The sequence below is a fragment of the Pseudomonas sp. WS 5011 genome (assembly GCF_012985775.1).
In the GTDB taxonomy this organism is placed as follows: Bacteria; Pseudomonadota; Gammaproteobacteria; order Pseudomonadales; family Pseudomonadaceae; genus Aquipseudomonas; species Aquipseudomonas peli.
In genome coordinates, this window is record NZ_JAAQXA010000057.1 from 1 (window position 1) to 2,770 (window position 2,770).

The following is a 2,770-nucleotide window of genomic DNA, read 5'->3' on the forward strand; positions in this document are numbered from 1 at the left end:
ATGCCACCCCTGCGTCGCTGCGCTCCGACTGCCCGGCCGGATGGCCGTGGAACAGGTGGCCAGATGGCCCTGGAATGCCTGGCCAGATGAGAGCGGACTGGGTGGCCGGATGGCGTGGAATCCGCACAGAATGAGGCTCGTGTTAATTGATGAGGTCCACAACTTACTAAATGCTGGACGAATCGACCAACGTAAGAACCTGGCTTTTTTAAGAGCATTAAGCAGTCCACCGATGTCACTATCCATTATTGCGTTCGGGGTAGATGATGCGCTTCATGCTATTAGCAGTGACGAGCAGTTGGAGCGGCGTTTTCAGCTCTGCGATCTACCTCCTTGGAAAGAAAATGAAAGCTTCCGCTCGTTCCTTGCGGCTTATGAGCGCGCGTTACCCTTGAAGAAGCCGTCTGAGCTAGGAAAGCAAGAAAACGTCCGATATTTACTGGGCGCTACTGGCGGCATCACCGACGCCATAGTCAAACGAATAACGCGAGGAGCGGTATGGGCGATAGTGGAGGGCAAAGAAGCTATCGATCACTACTGCTTAGAGAAAGCGGCTGAAATTCCACCTTATCTTGATTGTTTTGATGATGAGACGTAATGGCTATTTCTCAGGATTGCTAAAGCCTGTGCCTCAAGAAGCCTTTTCTGCCTGGCTTGAGAGAGGGCTGCATGGAAAACAACCGCTTCTATTTCTGCAGGCGAAAGAATGCCTGAAGCATCATGGCGTCGAGGATGCTGACGCCCCCCTTTCCCCGCCAGTTGTAGAGGCGGTGTCTAAGGCATTAGGTTTGCCGAAAGAGTATTTAAAACGGACATTCTCTTTGCCCGGTGACTGGTTAAAGGCATCGCCCAAGAAACGTTTCCGGTACTGCGAACTTTGTCTCCTTCTTGACTTTCTGCGTATTTCGGCCCACCGTGACCGGCTGTTTCGGTAGATCGTGACCGGACATTTCGCTAACGCGTGACCGCTCATTTCGCTATCAACGTGACCGATTTCCAGCCTGCTCCGAAACAGGCGGTCACGACTTACCGAAATCGTCGGTCACGGCTTAGCGAAACGCTTCCACCCCGTTGCGCATGACCTGACGCGACCGTCACCCTCGCCCGATTTCGGGGAGTAGAGGGATGGCGGCGCAGCGAGTAGCCATGCGTAATATCAAAGAATGTCTGCGCCTCAAGTTCGAGGGCGGCCTCTCTCACGAGAAGATCGCCCGGGCCTTGCAGCTGTCCAAGGGCGTCGTCAGTAAGTACGTCACCGCAGCCGCTGAAACCGGGATGGAGTGGCCGGCGCTGGCCGTGCTGGATGAGGTGGCGCTGGCGGCGGCACTGTTGCCCACTGCCAGGGTTCGCCAGACCCGCGGCGAGCGGGTGCTGCCGGATCTGATCACGATCCACCGCGAATTGCGGCGCAAGGGCGTCACCCTGCAACTGCTGTGGGAGGAGTACGTCGCCGCCCATCCCGAGCAGCCGACCTACCGCTATACCCAGTTCGTCGAGCACTACCGCCGCTACGCCAGCACCCTCAAACGCTCGATGCGTCAACAGCACCGGGCCGGCGAGAAGCTGTTCATCGACTACGCCGGCCCGACGCTGCCGGTGATCGACCCGGCCACCGGCGAGATCAGCCGGGCGCATATCTTCGTCGCAGCGCTGGGGGCCTCGAACTACACCTATGCCTGCGCCACGCCGGGGGAAACCCAGGTGGACTGGCTGACCGCGCTGGGTCAGGCATTCAGCTATTTTGGCGGGGTCAGCGAGATGGTGGTGCCGGACAACCCGCGCGCCCTGATCGCCCATCCCGACCGCTACGAGCCGGGCTTGAACCGCGCCGCGCTGGAGTGCGCCCGGCATTACGACACGGTGATGCTGCCGGCGCGGCCGCGTAAGCCGCAGGATAAAGCCAAGGCCGAGGTGGCGGTACAGGTCGTCGAACGCTGGATCATGGCGCGGCTGCGCCACCAGCAGTTCTTCAGCCTGCACGCGCTCAACCAGGCGATTGCCAAGCTGCTGGAGGACTTGAACCAGCGCCCGTTCAAGAAGCTCGATGGCTGCCGCCGGGAGTGGTTCGAGCGGCTCGATCAACCGGTGCTGCGGCCGCTGCCACAGCATCCCTACGAGGTGGTGACCTTCAAGCGCTGCAAGGTCAACATCGACTACCACATCGAAGTGAACGGCGGCTTCTACAGCGTACCCTCGGCCCTGGCCCGGCAGAGCGTCGATGTGCGGCTGAGCGCGCATACCGTGGAAGTCCTGCACGGCAACCGGCGGGTCGCCAGCCACTTGCGACTTCAGCGGCGCGGCGCCTACAGCACCCAGAGCGAACACATGCCGGCCTCGCACAAGGCGCACCGCGAGTGGACGCCGCAGCGCCTGCTCGACTGGGGTGAGCGAATCGGCCCGCAAACCCGGCAGATCGTCGAGCACCAACTGACCCACAAACCGCACCCGGAGATGGGCTATCGCGCCTGCCTGGGCCTGCTCTCGCTGGCGCGCCAGTACGGTAACGCGCGCCTGGAGGCGGCGGCCAGCCGCGCCGTGCAACTGCGGGCGCTTAACGGCCGCACCGTGCGCAACCTGCTCAAGCAAGGCCTCGACCAGCAACCACTGCCCAAGCCCGCGACGCCGGCAGCACAACCCAGCAGTCACGAGAACGTCCGTGGCGCCGATTACTACACCCAAGAGGAGCTGTTCGATGATGACCCAACACACCCTGAGCCAATTGCACCAACTGCGGCTGGGCGGCATGGCCCGAGCACTGGAAGAACAATGG

3 protein-coding genes are annotated in these 2,770 nt (G+C 61.2%); all 3 read left to right on the forward strand.

From position 1 onward, the window contains the following. Positions 1 to 598, forward strand: a 598-nt coding sequence (locus HBN63_RS21410) for a TniB family NTP-binding protein (RefSeq protein ID WP_223181897.1), incomplete at its 5' end; no start/stop codon positions are given. Next, complete coding sequence (locus HBN63_RS21415; RefSeq protein ID WP_170050825.1) at positions 585 to 935, forward strand: hypothetical protein; 351 nt, start codon at positions 585 to 587, stop codon at positions 933 to 935. The genes HBN63_RS21410 and HBN63_RS21415, both read left to right, overlap by 14 nt. Positions 936 to 1,125: 190 nt before the next feature. Further along, on the forward strand, positions 1,126 to 2,770 hold a 1,645-nt coding region (gene istA / locus HBN63_RS21420; RefSeq protein WP_262499077.1), incomplete at its 3' end, for an IS21-like element IS1162 family transposase.